Source organism: Microbulbifer maximicatervae (SeqCode), from assembly GCF_052468095.1.
In genome coordinates this window covers 2,203,656-2,227,726 of the sequence record NZ_CP174332.1, presented here as the reverse complement: position 1 = coordinate 2,227,726, position 24,071 = coordinate 2,203,656, and the positions used below count along the sequence as shown (strand labels likewise).

The window sequence follows — 24,071 nt, the reverse complement described above, 5'->3', positions numbered from 1 at the left end:
CTTAAACCGCCCTTGCAACAAATAAGGTTTGGCCGGCTACTGATAGCGGCGATGTCGAGGGTGCCAGGAAGTACTTAATCTCAAAGCCAGCGCTAACCAGCTCTTCCTGCCAGGCTGCGCTATCAATAAATACCTGATCCGAGCCCCCTCGCCGATCTTCACTGCCCAAAAGAGTCCCGGATTCAGCAGGGGAAAGCAGAAACTGCATTGCCGTTAACATGGCGTGGTTATCCCGAGTGGATTCGCTAAACAATAGCCAGCCACCAGGGACAAGCGACCTGCGAATACGCTGTAGCGTTTGGCCAATATGAGCAGCGTTGTGCAAAACATTGCCAGCCACAACGATATCGGTACTTGCCGGCGCAATTGACTGTGCAGAAAAATCGACATTGATATCGAGCAGGCTGCAACGCAAACCGATGTGATTGCGAAATTTTTTCTGTGCCGCAGTGGTAAATACTGGCGATACATCGGTAAAGCGATAATTAACCGGCCTTCCGGCTAAAGCATCTAAAATTGCCGACGTGGTTAGGCCTGCACCTCCCCCCAATTCAAGCACCCTCAGCATAGGCCCAGGCTTGACAGCCTGTTTTACGATGTACGCTGCGGCATAATTGAGATATGTCGTAAACCAGTTGTTCTGGTAAGCGGCCAGTGCCGTTAGTATTTCTCCATTCCCGAACAGCAGTTGATTAATGGAAACTTGATCCCGCACCAGTTCAGACAAATGCCTCAGGAGCTTTTGGTGTGACTCGGCCATTTCCGGTGGAAATCCCAACGCACCGTAGGCCTCCGGTAATTTATCTGCTCCGACTGCACTCTCAGGAATTTGCTCCCAGGAGTAGTTGCCATTACTGAGCTTCAAAAACTCTCGTTCAACCAAGGCCACCAGCCAGCGGCGAACCAGCCAATGGTGTCGGCAGGCGGTACCTAGCGTATTAATAATTTCCTCACTGCCGCGCCCAACACTCTCTGGAGTCAGCGCTCCGCTGGAGGAAAATAACTCCATAATCGCCCGCAGGCTGATAAACTCAAGCCTCTGCATTGCAGCCGGCAGTTTTGCCAAACCACTGTCTGTAGCAAGCTCAGCGGGTAAAGCTGCCAGCCCAGCCTCATGGGCGGTATCGGCGGGTGGAGGTGTTAGGTTTTTCAAATGGCTCCCTCCTCAAGGCGCACCATATCTTCAATACTTGTTTCCAGGGTGGTTAAAAAACTGAATGCCCCAATCTCCGACATACGCTCCATCGCTGACACCGGCGGCAATACTTGGGCGCAGTAGTGACAACCCGCTGGGATTTCATCGCGAAGTACAGCCATAGTGGTAACTGCGGCTACTGCTGCTGTTAGATCGGCATTGCCACTGCCCCGCAACGCGGCGGTGCGAGTGCGCTCTTGCTCGTTGTATTTACCGGTAAGTTGCAAAAGCATCAGCACATAGGGATCGCGCCCCGCCAGATCCAGTTCACTGGCCCGACACAGGGCTGCACGCGCTTCATCGCGGCTAAAACCATGGGCAGTATTAAAGGCGGATAAAATATAAGAGCCGCTAACCGCGTTATACCAATCACCATCAGAGAGGGATAAATCCTGAGCCAGGCGCTCGCCCTCGCTATTTAAATACGGAAGCACAGTGGTAGATTCAGGAAAAAAGGGCAGCTCGACATCGGAACGGCGTTTCAACATTCCATTCACCCGGCGTCCATTACGCCAGGCCGCCAAGGGCTTGCTGTGCTGTTCGTTGGCGCCTTGCAAATAATCATCGGCGGCGACATCGGTAAATCGATCGCGCAAGCCGAAATAGCTGATCAGGCTCTCTACCTGTGAAAACTCCTGCTCTGCCAGCCAGCGTGGTAGCAGACTACTGAGCCCCGGCTGTAAGCCGGCTGATAAAACTGCAGTCAAACCATGACTCTGGTAATAGGATCCATCGAGTTGCTCATAGAGAGCTTCATCGCCAGCAACATCGATATAGGCAGCTCCCACTTGTGCCACAGCTTTGGCAACCCTGTCGCCAATTAAATGTGAAGGTCCTGCACAATTGATCAGAACCTCGCAGCCAGTTACAAACTGATCCAGTGAGGCTGTATCCAGGTAGTCCACCGTCTGATAAGAAATTACCGAATCACTGGATAGCGGCTGTTTATGTGCGTTGCGACCACCGATACGCATAGCACCCAACTCGAGGGACTTTAAATAACCGGTAACCGCTGCGCCCACATCGCCATAACCACCTAAAATCGCAATTGTCATAGGCTTACCCCCATATCGGACTCAACCAAACGCCAGCCAGTAGCTTGACTGCGCTGTTGCCAAAAATGTGCATACAGACCCTGCAGTGATAACAACTTGCGGTGATTGCCAACTTCAGCCACCGCACCTTCTTCAAGTACGATTATTTGATCCGCGTTCATAACGGTGGATAATTGATGGGCGATCACAATGACAGTGGCCCCTTGTTTTAATTGCTGCAGGGAACTGTTCAGGTACTTTTCATTGCGCGGGTCCAGTGCTGCTGTTGCTTCATCCAGCACAACAATAGGTGCAGCTTTTAATAGGGCACGGGCGATAGAAACCCGCTGGCGTTCGCCACCAGAAAGTGCAGCGCCCCCCTCACCTACCTGCGTCTGCCATCCCTGGGGCAAGCGCTCAATAATCTCGTCTACTCCAGCCAGTTTCGCCACACGTTCCAGGGCTTCCTGACTGGCTTCGGGGTGACTCAGTCGAATATTCGCTTCCAGGGTGTCGCTGAACAGATACACATCCTGCATAACGATAGAGATCTGCCGCATCAGGTCTTCTGTGCGCAGTTGCCGCACATCCACCCCGCCCACTTTTACCTGGCCCTGGTCGGTATCAAAAAAACGCAACAACAAACGAGTGATGGTGGTTTTACCCGAGCCTGATGCACCGACTATCGCTGTAGTGGTACCCGGAGAAACCCTAAAGGAAAGATCCTTCAATACCGGTTGCCCCGACTCGTAGCTAAAATTCACATTTGAAAATTCAACCAACCCACCCTGCTCGGTAAAAGGCTGAGATCTGGATGGCTCAGGTAGCGACTGCTCAAAAAAGATAGCGGCCAGTCTGTGCAAATCATTACCGGCCATGCGCAGCAGACCACTGCGCCCGGCGAGTTCCGCCAGAGGACCGGTAAATCGGGCCGCCAAAGCTAGCAAAGCCACCAATTCAATAGGGGGAAGTTGTTGATTGAGCGTGAGCCAAACACCCACGGCAATCACTGCGGCAAAGGCGAGTTGCACCATAAATCCACCGGCAAACAAGCGGGGGAAGGTCTGCCGCAACATGGAACCCGCCGCTCCGCTTTGCCCGGCAATCGCCTCTTCCAGTGGGAGATAACCACTGACGTTTTTACCAAATGCCCTCATTACCGCCTGGTTGCGCGCAAACTCCACTACCCGGTTGCTGGCGCGAGCACCAGCAGCATCCACTTCCGTTTCCATGGCGCCGATCCACTGGGAGGACCAACGATGGCCGACATAAATCAAGGGCACAAACAACAACGCGGTCAGCCCCAGTCGCCAGTCAAACCACAACATTGCCACCCCCACTGTCAGCGGAGTGACAACACCGCTGACAACAGGGGGTAGCAAATGTGCAAAGACATTGGTCACCATCAAGGTGCCCCCGGTTGCACTGCGAGATACACGACCCACTTTTTCGGAGTTAAACCAACCCAGAGGAAGTTGAGAGAGGTGTTCACCCAATCGATTGTGCAGGGTTTTCAATACCAGAATGGCCAGCGCAGCCCCTTTAATGGTTTGCTGGTAACGGGCAACGCAGGCGATCGCAACAACCGAGAACAGAGCGATCAACCAAAAGCCAACCGCCTGCATCTCAGAGGCCAACAGTGAGCTGAGCAGAGGCACCAGAAGTGTCACCGCGATTCCCTGCAAAACCCCATAGGCGAGAAGCCATACCGCATAAATGCCAACTTCAAGGCGATGCGCAGGTCCGAGAATGGCGAGCAAACTGCGAATCATGATGAGACCCCGCTAATAACCTGAGCCTCACCACTCATTGCTTTTTCACTCTGTTCGGCACTGTTGTACAAACACCATAATTCCGCGTAGTGCTTGCCCTCAGCCAACAATTGCCGGTGAGTTCCGCATTCAACCAAGCGGCCGCCGTCCAGGACCGCAATCTGGTCGACACCGGTGATGGTGTGCAGCTTATGGACGATCACCAGTACCGTGCGATTGCGCACCAGGCAGGATAATGCCTGCTGAATTTGCGCTTCGGATTCCGGATCTGCGTGGGCTGTGGCTTCATCCAAAATCAACACAGGGGCATCTGCTAAAAGCGTGCGCGCGATACTTAGGCGCTGCGCTTCTCCACCAGAAAAAAAGGCATCCTTGCCAATAACCGCCTGGTAACCTTGGGGGAAACTTAAAATATGTTCATGAATGCAGGCACTGCGCGCTGCATCCTCCAGCTCCTGGTCACTGGCATCCGGGCGCCCAAGGCGCAGGTTGTCTGCCACAGTGCCAGCCAACAGCTGGGTCTCCTGAAGTACAAAACCCACATGTCGATATAAATTGTCTGGAGCAATATCACGGACATCGACGTCCCCCAGGAGTACAGCACCTTGGGTCACGTCATAAAAACGAGGCACCAGCTTGGCCAGGGTGGATTTCCCGGCACCGGAACTCCCAACCAAAGCTGTTATCGAACCGGGGCGACAGCGCAAAGTAATATCGCTTAATACCGGCCGATCCTGGGTATAGGCAAAGCTGACCTGCTTAAAGAGCAGCCCTGCATCTTTGGGCTCTTTGGGTTCAGAGGTAACAGCCAGGGGCTCAACCTCCAATAAGTGATCGATCCTGCCTGCGGCTGCTTTGGCTTTTTGTTGGGCGGTTAATCCCTGGCTCAAAGTCAGGATGGTCTGAGGAATCATTACCGCGATCAGTGTGGTTGCAAGAACATCGATTGGCTGAATGCCTGTATTCACTACCAACCAGGCGCCCCCTCCCAGACTCACCAACATGATGACCGGCACCGACAGGGCCAGAGAGGTGACTGCCTCCAGACGCACAAGCGGTGTAACCCAGCTTGTATAACGGCGACTAAAATCTTCCACGGCCTGTTGGTAATTCCTGTGGGCGCGACCGGTTTGAGAGAAAACCTTGACCACCGCAATACCGTGGACAAATTCAACAATCGCAGCACTGACCCGGCCAAAGTCCTTATCCAGCTGCTGCATTTTTCCCCCGAAACCACGCATCATCCAGGCGTAGGACACTAGGTAAATTGGCAGGGTAACTACCGCTAACAGGGCCAAGCGCCAGTCGAGCCAGAATAAATAGCCCAAGCCCGCCAGCGGCAGTGCAAACGCAGCGGCCAACTCCACCTGATGGTGCGCAACCATATGGTGGAGATCATCGAGATCATCTTGCACGGCCTTGCGGACCGCACCGGAAGTGTGCTCGCTGTACCAACCCAGAGGCACCTGCCCCAATTTCCGCACCAGGGCACGTCGCAGTTCCGCCTGCATACGCTGATCCGCAATATGGGTTAACCACAAACCGATTACGGTGCAAATCCAGCCCATCGCCAGCCCGGCAACTATCGCCAACACAACAGGAATAATCGCCTCGGCAATATCACTGATATCCGGCGCAAGGAGCAGGCGAGCCAACTCAACGATACCGATAAAAGGGATCAGCGAAGTGAGCGCACCACAAGCACCGAGCGCCACCCCCAGCCCCACGAGGCCACGAAATGGACGCATCAGTTCCCGCAGGTCGGACTTTGGCAAAATTTGCTCAGCCATCTATTTGTCCGCTTTACCGCGTTGTAGTGGTTTTGCCAAATGCTCGACGACGGTGGCAACCTGCGGCGGTTCCATAACGCTAAAGTGATTGCCCGGCACATCGATTAACTCAAAATCACCCAGACAAACTTCCTGCCAATAAGGCGCAGCCATATGCCCTACGCCGGCGGTGACACCGAAGGATTGCTCTTCCTGGCAGCGCAAATACGTCATATCGCCAATATAGGGAGGAAGGTCAAAACAGGCGGCGCGCATACTGTGTCGGCACACCCGGAAAAGCCCCGGTATCATCGCGGCTTCGACCGGCACACCCGCCTGGGCAGAGGCCATTTCGGTATAACTGGCCAGGCGCTGTTCCTGGGTGAGTTCAGAGCGTTGTCGCACGGCTTCGGCTACCGCTTTAAGCCCAGCATCACCATCGAGTTCTGCCATTGCACCGGCGGGAACACGACCGCTGTGTTTCTGCATTAAGGTCTCGATCGCGCGGGAAATATCTTCGCTCTCGATATGCTCACCAAATACCGCTTTTACTGGATCGAGATTTAGGTTGGGGGCAAAAATCGCTTCGAAAGCCAGCTCTTCATCGGTATCGACAAACATTGGGATACTGTCGATCAGGCTCAGGTCAATCACATCGACCCCGCACTCCAGCAATCTCCGCGAAACTTCCGTCGCCAGCAGACCACCCAGGCAGTAACCAATTAACTGGCAGCGCTGGTAGCCCTCGTCAATTATTCGCTGGGCGTAATCGTCGGCGGTGCGCTCGATTAATTCTTTTGCATCGATCGACAAATACTCTTCCGTATTCGCTACCGCAATCCCAAATACTGGACCCAGATCTTGAGCCGCAAGCGCTTTGCCCAAGTGCTGGAAATAATCCAGGGTACCCAGGGCTGCATGGAACATAATCCGCACCGGCGCCTCTTCTTTGGATGCTCCTTTACCCTCGCCTATATGACTGAAAGGAACCATCAAGGAGTTGCTGCCCTCGCGGGTAGTTGCCACCAGGTTGTCGCTATCCGTGTCTGCCTGCTCATCTGCAACGGCACCCGGCTCAACTCTCAGTGCTCTGGCCAATGCCGCAACCGTTGGTCCATTGAGCATGTGGCGCAACAAGGCGTCGTAAGTGAAAGGTTTCGCTTCCGGAATTTCTTCCAGCAATCGCCCTGCAACCCGCGCCATAATCAGCGAATCACCACCGAGATCGAAAAAGCTGTCCTGTCGGCCCACATTATCGAGGCCCAGTGCATTAGCCCAGAGTTTGCACAGAGCCGTTTCCAGAGGGTCCATCTGTTCTGAGTGCGCGGCCTCTTGTGCATCGCCAGTCGCAGGGCGCCAACCGGCGAGCATTTTGCGATCGATCTTGCCATTGGCGGTGAGCGGTAGCTGGTCGAGAACTTGCAAATGTGCGGGCACCATATGTGCGGGCAACCGATTCGCTAAAAAGTCCCGCAGTGTCCTGGCACTCAAATCCTGTCTGTCAGTTTTCATCTGCGCGGCCAGTAGATTCATGCCGAAGGCAGACAAAGGATGGTCATCTTCAGGCAGGGAAAGAATCTGTCCGGCGCCATTGGCTTTCAACAGCGACTGCCATTTCCCGATAGAAAGGAACTTGGTCGCACCACAAGCGCGATCATCACCCGCCGGGTCCATCATAAAGCCCTGGGTAAGTAAGATATGGGCGTGATCCACCGTTGGCTCAGTCAGGATTAACCAGCCTCCGGGTGCCAGTAACTCCACAACACTGGCAATAGCCGCCTCTGGATCTCGGGTACTGTTGAGCATACCTGCACACAAAATGACATCTGCGCTATTAGGAGCCAAACCCTGGGCGCGATAGTCGGTATTGAGATCCATTAATCCAAAGCGTACCCAAGGCCACTCTTTAAATTGGCGGCGAGCCTCAGTCAGGAAAAATGCGGTCATGTCAGTGAATAGATAATCGACGTCATATCCATCCAACATAGGAATAACAGAAGCGCTGGTAGCCCCTGTGCCCGCACCCAGCTCAAGAACCCTTAACCCTCTATCGCTCTGGGCGGCAATACGGTTAATTAATGCGGCAGCGGCGGCATTGTTATAGCGGGCGATAAGATCATCTCGATAGAGAGCCAAAGCCACCTGCTGGTCGCCTTGGGGGAACAACAACTCAAATGGGTTTTGTTGATTCGCTAATAACTGCGGTAATAACTCGATATGATCCCGGTGATATTGCAGGAATTCCCGATTACAAAAGCTGCTTTCAATCCCCTGCTCAACTCGCTTCCACACAGCATCAACAGCGGAAGCATCAATTTCTTGGGTTCGCGTGTATTTTTCCTCAGTACTGGAGCTGGCAGTGGATAAGCTGAGCAGCTTTGCGTTAACGAGAAGGTCCAACCAACGACGCACTAACCAGTGATGCTTTTCATGTACTTTGGCTAAGGAGAGAACTTCTTCTGAACTATATCCCTGCTCACAATTTGTAAACGCCCCTAATTCCACCAGACCGTGAAGCATCGATAACAGGGATGCATTTTCAAGTGCCTGGACATAATCGCCGACACTGACAGCTTCTGGCTCACCAGCCTGATAGTGCGCAAACTGACGCACTGAATTTACCAGCTCGGGATCAATAGTCGCCGGTTCTGCATCATCTAAGCGACGGCTTTCCACAAAACCCAACAGATTTAAATCCGCTCGCGAGTCTCCCTCTTTCTTTTCAATCACCGTCGCCGCTGTTGACACTGCGGGGTGGGCCAGCAATGCAGACTCCACTTCTCCCAGCTCAATACGGTGTCCGCGAATTTTTACCTGTCCGTCTTCACGGCCCAGGAACTCGAGTTCACCACCGGGTAAATAGCGGCCCAAGTCACCAGTGCGATAAAGGCGCTGGCCATCCACCGGATGAGAAAAGAACTTCTGTTCAGAGAGCGCCGCATCACCGAGATAACCATCGGCCAATCCGAGGCCAGTAATCATCAGCTCACCCGCTACCCACACAGGGGCATCGCGCAATTGGCTATCCAATACCCTGAAGCCCTGGTTCGTCAGCGGCACGCCATAGGGAATACTGCTCCAAGCAGGGTCGACTCTCTCAATACGGTGGTAATTGGACCAAATCGCAGCTTCTGTAGCCCCACCCATACCGATCAGGTCGAGTGCTGGCACATGGCGCCTGATATGTTCCGGTAAAGTAACCGGAATCCAGTCTCCCGACAGCATTGCCAATCGCCACTCAGACAATGGACGAGGTTCTGTATCCAAATAGGTAGCCAGCATTTGTAACTGCGCAGGAACAGAGTTCCACAATGTCACCCGGTGCTCATCCATGACCTCCGCCCAGTGCGAAGGGTCTGCGCCACGGGCCGGATCGGTCAATACCAAAGTCGCACCCACTGCCAAGGGGCCGAAAATATCGTAGACCGACAAATCAAAACTGAGTTGAGCCAAACCCAAGATACGATCGCTCGAGCCCACCTCGAAACGCCGATTAATATCCAGCACCGTATTCAAAGCGGCCCGATGATTAATCATCACCCCTTTGGGATCGCCGGTAGAACCGGACGTATAGATAACGTAAGCGAGCTGCTCCGGGTCACCGTTGCTGGCCAGAGGAATTTCAGTTTCAGGAGCCAAGGTATCGACACTGATCACCTGTACTTCTGATGGCCACTGAACTTGGCTGGCGAGGTCACTGAGAGTCAGGACCTGTTCCGCCTCTGCACTGAGCAATAATTTATTGAGCCGTATTTCCGGTTGTGCCGCATCCAGTGGCAAATAGATACCACCGGCCAGGAGCACACCAAGAGTCGCCGCTATTTGCTCTCGCCCTTTCGGCATTGCAATAGCAACGCGGCCCCCCAGCTGGAAACCTTCTTTGGCCAGAGCTTTGGCGATGCCCGCCGCTTTTTTTGCCAAGTCGCCATAACTGACACTGCCATTGCAATCAATAATGGCGGTAGCTTCCGGCGTCGCCGTTGCCTGTGCAAATACGCCCTGATGCAATAACGCTGAAGGAACAGGTCCATCGGTTTGATTAACCTGATGTCTCTCCTGTTGCTGCCACTCGGGTAAAGAAACCGGAGATGTACTCAGCCATTGCCCATCGCCACTCGTGGAAAGCTCATTCAACAAGCCGGTAAATGCCGCGAACATGTCTTCCACCAGGCCCGATGGAAAAACGCCCTGGCGCACATCCCAGTTGATTTCCAGACCATCGGCGTCATCTCTCACCTGGCAGTCCAAGGTGACTTGCGGTGTCTGGGTAATTCCTCTGCCAGACTCTCTACCGCTGGCAGGTTTTTCTGTATCTCCCAGGCCAATAGCACTGGTAAATACCACCGGCATCAATGCGGCCTCCGGTCCTCGTGCACGGGATAGCTCCCGCAGTAATTCCACGCCGGAGAACAAGCGGTGATCAATATCATTGAACAGCTGCTCGCCGATACTGGCCGCCCAATCGCGAAAGGACTTTCCTGTGGAATGACCAATCGCCAATACACTGACCGAAGTAAAATCCCCGATCAGCTGATTCACCTGAGGGTGTAAGGGCAATCGATTCAATAAAGTAAGACTCAGGCTGAAGCGTGGCTGACGACTCCAACGTTGCAATACCGCGGCGTAAGCAGCCAGTACGGCAACTGATGCGGTCAGTCCAGCAGCACCGGCTCGCTGCTTCAGTTTCTGCCAATGGGTAATATCCAGGCGGTAGTGATGGCGATTAAAGCGCACAGATTCCACTTCTGAGGCTGGCGGCAATACCGGTAGCTCAGGTGCTGCCGGCAGTTGATCGAGGCGGTCCAACCAATAGCGGCGATCGTTTTGGTAACCCTGGCTGTCCAGTAGACTCCGTTCGGCCAGTAGGTAATCGCGAAAATCGATTTCCAGTGCAGGTAGGGACGCACTGGGATTCGCTAGCAGAACATCAAGCTCGCTAAACAATATGCCCGCACTGGCCCAGTCTGCGATCAGTGCATCCATAGAGAAATGTACGATATGTCCTTTATCCGTGCGGGTATGGCGCAGCTCGAACATCGGCCACTCACCAATGGTGTACACACGGTGGTCCAGTTCATCTCTCACCGATTTAAGGGCGAGCTCCAAGGCTTCCTCATCCATACCGGTGAGGTCCTGACTGATCATCTGGTAGTGCGGCACTTCCTGGAGGACCCGCTGATATCCCTCCTGCTCAATAACCGCCCTCAACATAGGGTGACGCTCAATCAGCTGGTTCCAGGCTTCCTGCAAACCTTTTGGGTTTAATCCGGGATATTCCAGCTCCAGGTAGCCGTGACAGGCAACGCCACCATAGCCAAATGCATTTTGCCGCCCCAACAAATAGGCAGTCTGTACATCGGTTAAAGGGAAAGGCTCATGCCGATTTTCTGTGTCGGCCTCGACCACCACCCCCAAACCAGAGTCATTGCCAGCGCCTGATTGAGCAGCGTTTAATATTTCAATAATTTGTAACTTATGCTCCCGTAACCTTTGCTTGTGCTGCTCGGTCAGCAGGCCTTTGGCTGCGCGGAAACGCAATTGTTCAGACTCGGTCCAAAGTTCAACCCCAAGCCCTTGTAGTTCGTCGATCAGTTCCATAGCCGTCATGGGGTTAAAACTCCGTCCAATCGCTGAAAAATAATTTACTTATCAAATTCATATCACGCCCTCTTCCACCATATCCGCATCAATATCCACTGGCGGTTCCATTGTGCTTAGGGCACCGGCAACATCTGCCAGTCTCGGAGAGGCAAATAAACGTCTGAGGGGAAGGAGCAAACGGTGCTGCTGTTTTAGGCGGTCAATAAAGCGGGTCGCCAATAAACTATCACCACCGAGTTCGAAGAAACTTTGATCGCGGTTAATCTTTGGCAAGCTGAGAAGCTCCTGCCAAATCTGCGCCACCAAGCGTTCGTTGTCTGTTGCCAGTTCAGGGGCTTTCTGTTGTTCCGGCTTTTCTGCTGCATTTACTTGCTTTAAAACTAGAGCGCGATCCACTTTGCCATTTGCACTCAGGGGCATTTCCGGCAAAGTCACAACGAAATCCGGGACCATATAAGAAGGCAGCTGGGAGCGAAGGTATTCCCGTAGGTCGTCAGTATTAAAATCTGTTGGGCACTGGGGCCCGAGCACAACGGCAGCAACTAACTTTTGTGCATTAACCAGCACCAGGGCCTGCTGCACAAACACTTGGCGAGTAAGTACGCTTTCGATTTCACCCAACTCAATACGATGGCCACGCACTTTGACCTGGCTATCGGCACGTCCCAAAAATTCCAGGCAGGCATTCGGCCAATAGCGCCCAAGATCCCCTGTGCGATACCAGCGCTCACCATTGACAGTGACAAAGCGCGTTTCGGTTAACTCTGGTGCTGCGCGATAGCCCATGGCGACTCCGTCACCGCCAATCCACAGTTCACCTGTAACCCAGTCAGGGCAATCGCGCCCTTGGGTATCCACCACCCTAAATTGCTGGTTGGCCAGTGGGTATCCATAGGGAATCGAATGCCAGCTTGGGTCAACTTCTTTTACTTCAAAACTGTTGGACCAAATAGAAGCTTCAGTGGCACCACCCAGTGCGATAAAACGGCAATCGGGCTGTATTTGTTTTAAGCGCTGCGGTAAATCCAGGGCAATCCAATCCCCGGAGTTCAATACCAAGCGCAATGCGCCCGGCGGCGTATCGGCACCGACAGTGAGCAACATATCCAGTAGCGCCGGTACTGTATTCCAGAGGGTAACGCCATATCGACATACCAGTTGATGCCAGCGCTCGGCATCCCGCCGATCCTTTTCATCAATCAATACCAGCGCACCGCCCACCGATAGCAATCCGAAAATATCGTAAACAGAGAGGTCAAAATCCAGGGCTGATACAGCGAGCACGCGATCCATGGCGGTAACAGAAAAGCGTTCGTTGATATCCGCTATCGTGTTCCAGGCGGCACCGTGGCTGATTTCAACTCCCTTGGGCTCGCCGGTAGAGCCAGAGGTGAAAATGATATAGGCCAGTTGTTCCGGATTGGTATCAATCGGTTCGGCAATAGGTGCAAATTGATAGGCCAGCTGAATTGTATTTTTGTCGAGTACAATTTTTACATCTGCCCGGCGCAACATTGAGTCTCGCCTGGCCTGAGGCTGGTCGATACCAATGGGCAAATAAGCGGCCCCCGCTGCGAGTACCCCCAAAACAGCGGCAATCTGGTCGGGCCCTTTCGGCAGGTTAATGGCGACCACCTCCGCCAAAGAAACCTGGCTTTCCAACAACCAAGCGGCAATACGCAGGGCGCGTTCTGCCAGGACGCCATAACTCAAAGAAATTCCGTCGCCCCAATACAAAGCGGTGCTCTGGGGGTTATCCCTTGCCTGCTGGAAAAATCGCTGGGATAAATTATCCGCGAAGTCAATTGCAGTGCGCTTCTCAAGCTGGGCTCTTTTTCCCCGTTGAGAATCAGGTAATAAATCCGGGGGCATCAAATCCCATTCGGCACTACCCGCCCAATGGAGCAAACCGATATAGGCTTGGAACATCTCTGCGCACATTCCCTCGGGGAACAGTGCTTCGACCACATCCCAATTTAAATAAACACCGCCCTCTACCTCGACCACCTGGTGATCCAGCCAGACTTGCGGTGTCTGTGTCAAAGCCCAGATGGGTTCTCGCAGAGGCCCATTTTCGGGAGCCGCTGTACCACCGGGAATACCCAGGGCGCTGGTGAATACCACAGGCATTGTGGCGTCCGCATCACTCTGCCGGCGAGCTAACTCCCGCATCAAGCTGACACTGGAAATATCACGGTGCTCCAGGGCCGCACCAACTTCCCCTTGTATTTTTCGCGCTCTTGCCAACCAACTGTCGCTGGCTTCTGGCCGGTAACCCACCAGGGTCAAAGAGGTAAAGTCGCCCATTACCCGATAAATATCCGGGTGAATCTCACGGCGGTCGAATAAGGTAAGGTTCAGGCTCAAATCAGGGCGACTGCTCCAGCGGCTAAGCACTTCGGCAAATGCGGTTAGAAGCAGACTCGAAGGCGTGATTCCCTGTTCAGCAGCACGTGCAACCAGGCTTTGCCAGGTACTCTTGTCGATATGCTGTTGATGACGCACGAAATGCGGCCGTTCAATGGATGCCGGCTCCCGAACAATGGGTAATTGGGGCGCGGGGGGTAGCTCTGATAATTTGTGCTGCCAAAATGTTTTTGCGGCAGCCAGGGGACCTTCGGCAAGATCACTATCAAATACTGCGGTAGTTTGCGGCAATACATTGCGCACATAGTCGCGGAAAGAGAGTTCGATAGAAGGTAGATGGGTTTCAGGGCTTTGATAAAGAATATTTAACTCACGATAAAACAGCAGAATACTGAAGGCATCGAGAATCAAATTATCCAAACCGATAGCCAATCGGGTATTGCGCCCACAGCGCACAGCACGGACATCAAACAGTGGCCACCGGCTGGGCTCAAACACCTGCTCCGCGCACTCCTGTCGCAGTTGCGCAAAAGCAGAAGCTGGATCGCTGTCTACCTCTGTAACATCGATGGAAAATCTCGGCACATTGGCAAGGACGCGCTGTCGACCTTCGCTGTCGAATACAGCCCGCAGCATTTCATGGCGGGCAATCATGGCATTTAGCGCAGATTCCAAGCGCTCCAGATCGAGATCAACAACGTCATATTCGCGATAAAAGTGACAACCGATACCACCCAAAACAAATTCTGGGTCCCTTCCCAGCCAATAGGCCCGTTGGACATCGGTAGGTTCAAAAGCGGCGTACCGATTGGCCTTATTTGATTGCCAGGGTGTAGCAGCAATTTCGGTAGTGCCTTTATTTGGCTGTAGGTTCTCAGGTGGGTCTTGAACTAATGTCGCAGCAAAGTCGGCCAGGCTTGGCTGGCTAAATAATTCCGACAGTGTGACACCTTCAAAGCCAGACTCGCGCAGGTCTCGCACAACACGGGTTGCTAACAGGGAGTCACCCCCAAGTGCGAAGAAGTTATCGTCCCGCGCTATATCGGTAACATCGAGGAATTTGCACCAGGCGGCAGCCACCTGCTGCTCTAATTTACCTTGCGGTGGGTTCTGCTTTGCCTGGTGCTGCGACAGGGATTCATCGGCAAACTGCTGTAAACCGCCGCGATCAATTTTGCCATTGGCGGTAAGCGGTATTTCAGCGAGACAGCAAAGCTCACTGGGCAACATGGCGCTGGTCAATCGTTGACTCAGGAACTCCCGCAAATCGTTCAAAGGTTCCTGCAACTGCTGCAAATCAACAAAGCACTTTTCTGGATTTATATTCCCTTGCGATAATTTGGATTCCAGAACGACAACCGCAACCACACCCCGCTGAGTCAGCAGTGCGACCGCCTGCGCAATCCCTTTGTGCGCAGTCAGTGCCGCTTCAATCTCACCGAGTTCAATGCGGTGTCCGCGCACCTTGACCTGGTTATCGGCGCGGCCCAAAAACTCCAGGCACCCGTTCGGCCAGTAGCGGCCCAAGTCTCCGGTGCGGTACCAGCGCTTACCTTCATCTGTCACAAAACGGGCTGCGGTGATACCGGGAGCACCGCGATACCCCAAGGCAACGCCAGCACCACCGATCCACAACTCCCCTGTCACCCAATTGGGGCAATCACGCCCCTGGGCATCCACCACTCTGAATTGCTGGTTGGCCAAAGGGTAACCATAGGGAATAGATCGCCAAGAGGAATCAACTTCTTTGACTTCAAAATTGTTCGACCAAATAGAAGCTTCGGTGGCGCCGCCCAAAGCGATAAAGCGGCAACCTGGGTTTACGCGCTTTAATCGTTCCGGCAGGTCGAGGCTGATCCAGTCGCCAGAATTTAATACCAGGCGCAGCTCCCCAGCTGGGGTATTACCACCCGTGGTCAGCAGCATATCCAAAAGCGCCGGCACCGTATTCCACACAGTAACGCCATGCTGGCACACCAGCTGATGCCAGCGCTCAGCATCCCGCCGGGATTCCTCTTCAACCAATACCAATGCACCGCCGGCGGACAAGAGCCCAAAAATATCGTAAACGGAAAGGTCAAAATCCAATGCCGATACGGCCAGCACGCGATCATTTTCGTTAACCGAAAAGCGCGCGTTAATGTCCGCTATGGTGTTCCAGGCACTTCCGTGACTAATTTCGACGCCCTTGGGTTCACCGGTAGAGCCAGAGGTAAAAATGGTATAGGCGAGATCTTTTGCCTGTCCCACAACAGGCTGGGATAAAGGCGCGACACCGGAGAGCACAGACAAGTTATCTATAACCAGCTTGGCTCCAGCAAGTTTCAGTACGCGCTCTCTACGCAACGGTGGCTGGTCTATACCCAGTGGCAGATAAGCCGCTCCTGCCGCTAATACGCCCAAGGCTGCAATAATCTGCTCCGGCCCCTTGGGTAATAAAATACCGACCAAATCACCGGGCTCAACACCTTGAAGCTGTAAATACGCGGCCATCGCCAAAGCACTGTGGGCCAACTCCCCGTAACGGATTTGATCACCGCTCCAATAGAGAGCCACTGCTTCTGGGCAGTTTTTGGCATTGCTAAAAAAATGTTCATGTAATTGGTGAGGCTGGTATGGCTTGGCTGTGGAATTTACCTGCTGGCGCTGCTGCTTTTGTTCCGCTGGCAGCAGCGATGGTATCGGCTGGGCCCAGAATTCCGGGCTACCGATCAGGCATTCCAGTAACTGCGTAAAGGCCGCAAACATGCCATCCAGAACGCCGGGAGCAAAAGCAGCTTCCCGCGCATCCCAGTTTACAGACAGGCCGCCTTTGAGCTCCATAACCTGTACGTCCAGCCACACTTGTGGCCCTTGGGAGATAATCCAATTGACATCTCCAAAGGCACTCCGAACTGACTCGCCAAATAATTCACCCAGCCCAAGCGCACTGGTAAAGACAACCGGCGCAAACACCGTTTGCCCCTGTTGTCTGCTAAGGTCACGCAGCACCTCTACGCCAGAGTAACTCCCGTGCGCTACATCCTGACGGAAGTTGTGTTGTAAATGCTGCGCACGCTCAACGAAGGTTCCACTCTGGCTGCCCTGCCAGGCAAGCAAGATCGAAGAAGTAAAGTCTCCTACCAGGGAGTTGACATCCCGGTGCCGGGATTCCCGGTCGAACAGGGGGAGATTCAGCAGGAAGTCTGACTCTTCGCTATAGACAGTGAGCACTTCAGCAAGCGCCGCTGCCAGGGTCATGGATAAAGTAATACCGTGACGGCTCGCAAGTTCCGCTAGCTGGTTTTTCTGGTCAGCAGACAAGCTATAGTGACGCCGAACAACTCGACGAGTATCTTTAGACTCAGCGCCTATTGTGGTTGGCAACTGAGGGGCACCGGGCAAATCTGCCAGGCGACCCTGCCAGTGTTCTTTGGCCTGCTGCTTCTCAGCTCGGTGCTCTTCCTTTGAGTGAAGAGCGCTGCGGTCAGCCTGGTAGCGCGGATAACTGTAATTAAGCGGTACCAGGGACTGCTCTGGTTCCAGGTAGAGCTTGGCCAAGTCATTCAGTAACACGCGCAGACTAAAGGCATCTGCAGCTACCATATCCAGATTAATATGTAGGCGTGTGCCGCCAGCTTTTAATTCCGCAGGTAACAATGAGAGCTGTACATCAAAAACCTCGCCCTGCGATATATCCAGCTGCCGATGGGAGAGTTGCTCCCTAACAGCGATAAGACTCTGCTCCGCTTCTGCGGCAGCCTGATGCCTGAAATCATGAACCTTTAAACCGGGCCAGCTCACTTCTACGGGAATCTGCTGTCGACCATCATCGAGGATTTGAACACGCAGCATCCCATGCCGCTCGAATAGGGAGCGCACAGCCTGTTCCAATCGATCAGGTACTACATCCTGGCCATCAAACTCATGATAAAAATGTGCGGCTACACCCCCTAAATATTGGTTCGGGTCTCGTCCAATCCAATAGGCATGTTGCATCGGTGCCAAATCAAAGGGAGTGCCTTCATCAAAGGCTCCCGGCACAGATAAATGTTCACTGGTACTTTCTTCAGTTCCAGTAACCAACTGAGGTAGAGAAAGCCAGGCTTCTAATTGAGGCACTGCAATAAGATCAGCAAATTTTACTTTGATCTTTTTCTGCCTTAATTGACCAGCTATCTTCATGATTTGTACTGAGTTGAGCCCCAGTGCAATTAAGTCAGCCTGCGGATGAATGCCATTAATATCGGCATCAATAGCCTGACAAACTAAATCCTTTAACAAACTGGCCGGACTGATTGGCTCTGATTTATTCTGCGGCTTCGGCGACAAGAGATACGCTCCTTATTGCGTCTCGGATAACACGCATTTTGATGCAACTTTCACGATACTCGTGGGTAGGAAGGGAGGCTTCAACCAGGCCGCAACCGGCAAATAGTGTCACCTTGCCCGGGGTGAAAAGTGCAGACCGCAGTGCAACAGCAAACTCCCCTTCCCCCTCGGCATTGAGCCAACCAACAGGTCCGGCATACCAGCCGCGATCCAGGCCTTCATTTTCACGGATATACTTCAGTGCTTTTTTCCTCGGCAGGCCTCCCACCGCAGCACTGGGGTGTAAATCCGATAAGATATCCAATAGATTTATGCCATCTTTCACAAAGCCTTCCAGCGGCGTAAGCAAATGCTGAATTTGCTTTAATTTGCAGAGCTGGGGCGGTTCTGGTTCCGCTACGCTATGGCAGTATTTGCGTAAAATAGAAAGCAGATGTTGAACAACCAGGTCGTGTTCAAATCGATCCTTATCGCTGTCGAGCAGAGATATTCCCAATTTATAATCAGTTGCCGGGTCTTTTCCCCGTGGTGCGCTACCGGCCAAAGCAACGGTACTGATACGCCCGTCTTTGCCAGCCGCTAAGCGCTCAGGCGAAGCCCCAATAAAGCAACTTTTTCCGCGGGAAAAGGCGAACAAATAGGCATCGGGGTAAGATTCTTGTAAATATCCGAGAATACTTCCCGGGCAGCAATCCGCGTTCAGTGATTCAGAACGAGCGAGTACTACTTTTTGAAATTCGTTGCGCTTGATTGATTCGACCGCGCCTACTACACGCTGCTGCCAAGCCATTTGGCCTGCATAATTTTGGCTAAAATCAGACTCCACCGAAAACAAATTGTCATTCGCAGAAAGGTCAGAGCTACGAGACAAAATATGCTGCCACCGCGCCTTCACCCGCTCCGCAGTCTGATTGCATTCTGTTTGATCGGTAACGATAAAATTCATTACCAGATAACTGCGATCCCCTTCACAGTAAAGGGCCAACTCGGGCAACGTAAGCGCCCCTGCGGGAAAGTCTTGCCACAAGGATGAGGAATCTTTTTGGCTATCAAAAGCAAACCCACCACACAAAACCGGCCGATGCCCCCCGCTTACCACAGCGGAGGACATCAATTTTTGCCAATTGGCTTGGATTTCAGACCAAGATTCCCCTGGGGCACAACTAAATTCACAGGCAGAGCCAAAGGTCACAGCATATTCATCTCTAGAGGACACACCCCACAGAGACGCGAACCTTTCATGCTGATAGCCGGAGGCAAACAACCCTATTGGGTTGCGTCTATGACATGGAGATGAAAACGATGCCAGAACCTCTGGCTGTCCCTGGCTTACCCTGGACTTGGCTTCCTGCAAACAGGCTTCCAGGCCAGCATATTTAGAGCGGCCCTTCATACACCTTCCTCAACTGGCAAGCCGCGCTCAGCGCGCCAATGCAGCTTTTGCTGAGTGATAAACCAGTGAATAATCCCGGTAAAAAGCTGCTCTATATAATCTGCGGAAAGTTGTTCTTTCTCAGCCCAACGACGGCGGTCAATCAACATCTCCGCAACCCGGTCTGGAGCAGGAATACTCGTTTCATCCGGCTTGAACTGGGCTGCTGACAAAACATACCCCATACGCCGCTGCAACAGCCTGATGATCTCGCGATCAATGGAATCGATACCTTGGCGGATCTCATTCAGATTTTCACACTCCATTGGTAGCTTCGTTGCTTGCATAGAAACTCCATCACCTAAGCTGTTCATCTTCCCATTGATAATGAAACGTTATAACATATCATTTTAGAAATCAACGGGATGTCTGTTTTGGATTTGGGCGTCAGGGTGGAGAGAGTGTGTGCTACTTGTCACTAAAGAGAAATAATTCGAACATCATCAAAAATAATGATCCCGGATTAATCGAGGCAGAGATCCGCTATCTATTGAACGATGGAGAATATAGGGCCGCTCAACAGCCCTATTCTCCCGACAATTAATTTCGATAGCGTTACAAGAAACAGAAAGATTTTATACGGCCAACTTAACTTTACATGCAGTTAGGCCAAGCGGAGCTTCTGAACAATATGGCCAACCACCAGATCGGGACAATCTGACAGATAAAAATGGTTACCTGCGTATTCTTTCAATTGGAACTCACCATTGGTCCACTGCTGCCAACCCCGAGCTTCATCGGTGCTCAACTCAGGATCATCCCGTCCTAGCATCGCGGTGATGGGACAATCTAAAAGTTGGTCCGAGGACATCTTGCTGGTTTCGATCAATCGATAATCCTGGCGTATAGTAGGAAGTAGTAGAGCCCTTAACTCAGGAATTTCCAATAATTCAGGAGAGGTGCCGCCAAGCTCAATGAGTTGTTGGCACAGAGATTCATCACTCAACTGGTGTACGTTTCCACTCTTTTGAAATTGTGGAGCTTCGCGCGCAGAGACAAATATGTGTTCAGGACCGCACAATTTTTCGCGATACAAGGAGAGAGCCAATTCATGAGCAACTGTAGCTCCCATACTGTGCCCAAATACTGCCCAGGGTTTATCGATGACAGGTTTGATAGCCCTACTTAACAAAGCAATTAAAGTTTGCATATTTGTGGGCATAGTTTCATTACAGCGTTGCTCCCTACCCGGTAAACATACGAGAACCAATTCTATGGAATCTGGCAATAATTTCGCCCAGGGCCGATAAAGTGATGCTGTACCACCAGCATGAGGCAAACACAAAAGTCGGATAGCCGCTTTAGGTTGAGGGCGAGGGATTTGTAGCCAAGCGCCGGACATAGATTTATCTCAATAAGAAATTTGAAGCCGTGAATACTAACTGTTAATTCTTAATTTAGAAATCTGAAGAAGATTCAAAAAAACACTCCCCTGCTCCACCCAAACATTTCAGGAGACCAGCATGGAAAATAATTTACTTAATGGTTACACGCCTCACCCAAAGGAACTAGAGGATTTCTATCAGCAACAAGGAATTTGGGATAACCAACCTATTTGGGAGCTGATCACACGTAATGCGAAAAACTTTCCCAATCAATGCGCAGTTCGGGACCTATCGAATCAATTAACTTATGCTGAATTGGTTAATGAGGCCGATAGCATTGCTGCAGGCCTGGTGGAACAAGGCTACAAAGTTGGGGAGCGGGCAATACTCCAGTGGAGCAATCAGGTCAGTTTTATTATAACCCTGCTCGGCTTATTTCGAGCGGGACTGGTTCCTGTACTAGCTTTGCCTGCGCATCGCCAAAATGAAATATGCCATTTTGCACAGGTCTCGGGTGCCAGTATCTATATCACTTCAGGAGCGGAAAGTGATGCAAGCCGTCACAGCATGATAGAACAAATTGCTTCGCAATCTCCGACTTTGCGAGGCATATACAGCTCTGATGAAAATGACACATTCCCCTCCCTGCCCAGAAGAGAATGCCAAGGCTTCACCCCTGTTCCCGTAGACCCCAACGCCCCAGCTCTATTCCTCGTTTCCGGTGGCACTACAGGACTTCCGAAACTTATTCCACGCACCCACAATGACTATCGCTACAACATTACCTGCGCTACGGCTGCTTGTAATTTAGGAAAAGATGAAATCTATCTGGCAGTACTCCCCGCCGCCCATAATTTTCCATTGGGTTGCCCCGGCATTCTGGGCACGCTATCCATGGGTGGGCAGGTAATATTCACCAAAGATGCAAGCCCGGACTACTGCTTTGAGCTGATAGAGCGTTACGGCGTAACCGCCACAGCCCTGGTCCCAGCACTGGCTCAAGTCTGGACTGCAGCGACAGAATGGGAAGATGCTGATTTAAGCTCTCTCCGCTTACTTCAAGTTGGTGGCTCAAAGCTGAGTCCAACTGACGCCAATGCTGCGATAGATGCTTTTCCCGGTGCACTACAGCAGGTATTCGGAATGGCCGAAGGGTTGATTTGTTACACCCATCGCGAAGATAACAATGAAACCATCACCAATACTCAAGGAAGACCTATGAGTTCCCTCGATACTCTAAAAGTGGTTGATGAGTACGGGCAGGAAGTGAAAGCCGGAGAAGAAGGAGAACTGCTTACTCGCGGCCCCTATACACTGAGAGGCTATTACCGTGCAGAAGAACATAACCGACGCGCTTTTACCCCAGATGGATTCTATTGCAGCGGGGATCGTGTACGCATTCTGGACAATGGCAATATTGTAGTTACTGGACGACTAAAAGATGTTGTAAATCGGGGCGGGGAAACATTTGCATGTGACGAAATTGAAGAGCATCTACTCGCCCACCCCAGCATCCAACAAGCAGCTATCATTGCTTTGCCAGACCAAGAGATGGGAGAGCAAGTTGGAGCGACTATCGTATGTACGGATAAAGCGCCAAGCTTGCAAACGTTGCGCGACTTCTTAACCGAAAGGGGCCTGGCCAGCTTTAAGCTACCTGAGCAGCTTAAAGTGTTATCTCGTCTGCCGGTTACCGCAGTCGGGAAAGTTGATAAAAAGAAGCTTATTGAGCTCAATACATAATCACGCATTTCAATACCCAGATAGTCGATTTTTATTGACCAATATTGGTGATTGTATTCATCAGAGGTTCAGCAACTACTCAAAATAATACTCTGGGTATAGCGCCGAACGGCAGACTTTTACCCAGTGATATAACATTCAAGCAAAGGAAGCTCTAGCATGGAATATCATCATAGAAAATCAGTATTTGCTCAACCTTTCCTCTTATTCACTCTATTAATTTCCAACAATGGAAGTGCTGTAGATACAAATATATCAGAAATTTATCGTGATAATTCCGCAGAATACATAGAGGCATTCAAACCAAGTACGAAGCATACAATTGATCGTCTGATTAAAGAAAATATGCTGGACAACAATATTCCGGGTTTAGCCGTAGCCATAGTTACCAATCCAGAAAATCCCACTATATGGTCTAAAGGTTACGGTGTAAAAAGCCTGGAGAGTAATGAAAGGGTTACCAGAAATACTCCATTTTGGCTGGCATCCATCAGTAAGGTGGTTATGGGTACCGTTATAGCCAAAGCGCAGGAGGAAGGTTATCTCTATTTAGATATGAATATACACAACTTACTGGTTGGCGGTAACTTTCAGATTGATAATCCCGGCTCCTCACCTATCACCATCAGGGATCTTGTAACTCACAGTTCAGGAATTAAAGACAGCACCGCTTACCAGTGCAGTTACTATATCGATCATGGTGACGGCACTCATACAAAGTTGATCAACTTAATAGACCCAGGGTTTTGCCCGGATAGCAGCCCGATTACGCTGGATGGATTTCTCGGTGCCTATTTGGACAGTGAAGGGGAATTTTACGATTCCGGCAGTAACTTCACTGGTTTACCACCCGGGCAAGGCTACGAATATTCAAATATCGCCGCAGCATTAGCAGGCTACTCAGTAGAACTTAGCACAGGCTTAACACTGACTGATTACGCAGAACAGAAGATTTTTACCCCTCTTGGTATGCGCAATACCAGTTGGAATTTTTCAAAATTAAAGCAGAGCAGCCTAGCAAGCCCTCATACCACCGTCGATAACACACTATCTTCAATTCCATATTATGAACTCGCTACTTGGCCAGACGGTGGCCTACGGAGCAGTGCATTTGATATGGCGAAATTTTTAGCTGCAGTAATGAACGAAGGAACGTTCGCTTCGCGAAAGTCCAACATTAAAATTCTCGAGGCAGGTTCAGTTGTTCAAATGCTGACATCGATCCAGAATGGATTTGGGATCTTCTGGTATTCAGACTGGCTTTGGAATTATGGGGGTAAAGACCATATTCTAATAGGCCACAACGGAGCTGAGATTGGATATTTTTCCTATCTGGTTTTCAACCCACAGGATAATGTCGGGGTAGTTCTATTGGCCAATACTGACCTTGGTGATAAGAAAGAGAGTATCGAGTTATTGATAGCAGATATTCTTGAGTTGGCAAAAAACAGGTAAACCTTTAATCAACTCTCAAATGTTACTCAAATAAACTGGAACCCCCAATCAAAGCCACATTCAATTG

General features: G+C 51.6%; 11 protein-coding genes. 2 read left to right on the top strand and 9 right to left on the bottom strand.

Annotated features, from left to right (window positions below; genetic code table 11):
* Window position 1: 1 nt before the first annotated feature.
* From ACJJIL_RS09530 to ACJJIL_RS09490, 9 genes are all read right to left on the bottom strand, one after another.
* A complete protein-coding gene (locus tag ACJJIL_RS09530; RefSeq protein WP_445361799.1) occupies window positions 2-1,153 on the bottom strand; it encodes a class I SAM-dependent methyltransferase in 1,152 nt (383 codons plus the stop codon).
* Window positions 1,150-2,250 (bottom strand): saccharopine dehydrogenase NADP-binding domain-containing protein, encoded by a 1,101-nt coding sequence (locus ACJJIL_RS09525; protein WP_445361798.1) that lies wholly within the window; start codon window positions 2,248-2,250, stop codon window positions 1,150-1,152. Before ACJJIL_RS09525 ends, ACJJIL_RS09530 begins: the two co-directional genes overlap by 4 nt.
* Window positions 2,247-4,001 (bottom strand): ABC transporter ATP-binding protein, encoded by a 1,755-nt coding sequence (locus ACJJIL_RS09520; protein ID WP_445361797.1) that lies wholly within the window; start codon window positions 3,999-4,001, stop codon window positions 2,247-2,249. Before ACJJIL_RS09520 ends, ACJJIL_RS09525 begins: the two co-directional genes overlap by 4 nt.
* Window positions 3,998-5,791: an ABC transporter ATP-binding protein gene (locus tag ACJJIL_RS09515; RefSeq protein WP_445361796.1), complete on the bottom strand. Its 1,794-nt coding sequence runs from the start codon at window positions 5,789-5,791 to the stop codon at window positions 3,998-4,000. Before ACJJIL_RS09515 ends, ACJJIL_RS09520 begins: the two co-directional genes overlap by 4 nt.
* The gene (locus tag ACJJIL_RS09510) at window positions 5,792-11,377 is read right to left on the bottom strand and encodes a non-ribosomal peptide synthetase (protein ID WP_445361795.1); all 5,586 of its coding nucleotides are present in this window, start codon (window positions 11,375-11,377) and stop codon (window positions 5,792-5,794) included. It lies immediately after the preceding gene.
* A 48-nt stretch (window positions 11,378-11,425) separates the two neighbouring features.
* Complete coding sequence (locus tag ACJJIL_RS09505) at window positions 11,426-18,049, bottom strand: non-ribosomal peptide synthetase (protein WP_445361794.1); 6,624 nt, start codon at window positions 18,047-18,049, stop codon at window positions 11,426-11,428.
* On the bottom strand, window positions 18,027-19,442 hold the full coding sequence (locus ACJJIL_RS09500) for an isochorismate synthase (protein WP_445361793.1): 1,416 nt from the start codon (window positions 19,440-19,442) through the stop codon (window positions 18,027-18,029). Before ACJJIL_RS09500 ends, ACJJIL_RS09505 begins: the two co-directional genes overlap by 23 nt.
* A complete protein-coding gene (locus ACJJIL_RS09495; protein WP_444900718.1) occupies window positions 19,439-19,768 on the bottom strand; it encodes an isochorismate lyase in 330 nt (109 codons plus the stop codon). Before ACJJIL_RS09495 ends, ACJJIL_RS09500 begins: the two co-directional genes overlap by 4 nt.
* A 317-nt stretch (window positions 19,769-20,085) precedes the next feature.
* Complete coding sequence (locus ACJJIL_RS09490; protein ID WP_413662064.1) at window positions 20,086-20,823, bottom strand: thioesterase II family protein; 738 nt, start codon at window positions 20,821-20,823, stop codon at window positions 20,086-20,088.
* Window positions 20,824-20,944: 121 nt separating this feature from the next.
* Here ACJJIL_RS09490 and ACJJIL_RS09485 point away from each other — a divergent pair, with 121 nt between their 5' ends.
* On the top strand, window positions 20,945-22,549 hold the full coding sequence (locus tag ACJJIL_RS09485; RefSeq protein ID WP_445361792.1) for a (2,3-dihydroxybenzoyl)adenylate synthase: 1,605 nt from the start codon (window positions 20,945-20,947) through the stop codon (window positions 22,547-22,549).
* A 159-nt stretch (window positions 22,550-22,708) separates the two neighbouring features.
* Window positions 22,709-24,004, top strand: a complete 1,296-nt coding sequence (locus tag ACJJIL_RS09480; RefSeq protein ID WP_445361791.1) for a serine hydrolase domain-containing protein — start codon at window positions 22,709-22,711, stop codon at window positions 24,002-24,004.
* Window positions 24,005-24,071 lie beyond the last annotated feature (67 nt).